Here is a 1,433-nt window from a genome sequence, read left to right as displayed (position 1 = left end):
GCACTAACCGGTCCCCTTAACGTTCCAGCACCGGGCAGGCGTCAGTCCGTATACATCGCCTTACGGCTTCGCACGGACCTGTGTTTTTAGTAAACAGTCGCTTCTCGCTGGTCTCTGCGGCCACCCCCAGCTCAAGGAGCATGTCCTCTCACCGGTGATGGCCCCCCTTCTCCCGAAGTTACGGGGGCATTTTGCCGAGTTCCTTAACCATAGTTCACCCGAACGCCTCGGTATTCTCTACCTGACCACCTGAGTCGGTTTAGGGTACGGGCCGCCATGAAACTCGCTAGAGGCTTTTCTCGACAGCATAGGATCATCCACTTCACCACAATCGGCTCGGCATCAGGTCTCAGGCACAAGCTGTCCGGATTTACCTGGACAGCGCCCTACACCCTTACCCCGGGACAACCACCGCCCGGGCTGGACTACCTTCCTGCGTCACCCCATCACTCACCTACTACCACCTTGGGCCGACGGCTCCACCACTTTCCTTTCCCCGAAGGGTCCGGAACGGCTTCACGGTCTTAGCATTAATGGGCTCGATGTTTGACGCTTCACAGCGGGTACCGGAATATCAACCGGTTATCCATCGACTACGCCTGTCGGCCTCGCCTTAGGTCCCGACTTACCCTGGGCAGATCAGCTTGACCCAGGAACCCTTAGTCAATCGGCGCACACGTTTCTCACGTGTGTATCGCTACTCATGCCTGCATTCTCACTCGTGAACCGTCCACCACTCGCTTACGCGGCGGCTTCACCCGGCACACGACGCTCCCCTACCCATCCCAGCGGGCGTTGGCCCTATATGCTGGAATGACACGACTTCGGCGGTACGCTTGAGCCCCGCTACATTGTCGGCGCGGAATCACTAGACCAGTGAGCTATTACGCACTCTTTCAAGGGTGGCTGCTTCTAAGCCAACCTCCTGGTTGTCTGTGCGACTCCACATCCTTTCCCACTTAGCGTACGCTTAGGGGCCTTAGTCGATGCTCTGGGCTGTTTCCCTCTCGACCATGGAGCTTATCCCCCACAGTCTCACTGCCGTGCTCTCACTTACCGGCATTCGGAGTTTGGCTAAGGTCAGTAACCCGGTAGGGCCCATCGCCTATCCAGTGCTCTACCTCCGGCAAGAAACACACGACGCTGCACCTAAATGCATTTCGGGGAGAACCAGCTATCACGGAGTTTGATTGGCCTTTCACCCCTAACCACAGGTCATCCCCCAGGTTTTCAACCCTGGTGGGTTCGGTCCTCCACGACCTCTTACAGCCGCTTCAACCTGCCCATGGCTAGATCACTCCGCTTCGGGTCTTGAGCGCGCTACTATATCGCCCTATTCGGACTCGCTTTCGCTACGGCTTCCCCACACGGGTTAACCTCGCAACACACCGCAAACTCGCAGGCTCATTCTTCAAAAGGCACGCAGTCACGAC

General features: G+C 57.5%; 1 rRNA gene. It reads right to left on the bottom strand.

Going from position 1 to position 1,433, the window contains the following annotated elements:
• Positions 1–1,433, bottom strand: a 23S ribosomal RNA gene (locus tag AB0I18_RS52070); the annotation flags it as partial.

It is taken from the genome of Streptomyces sp. NPDC050704, assembly GCF_040654355.1.
Classification (GTDB): Bacteria; Actinomycetota; Actinomycetes; order Streptomycetales; family Streptomycetaceae; genus Streptomyces.
The sequence above is the reverse complement of the archived record's forward strand: the minus strand, read 5'-3'. Positions and strand labels throughout refer to the sequence as shown.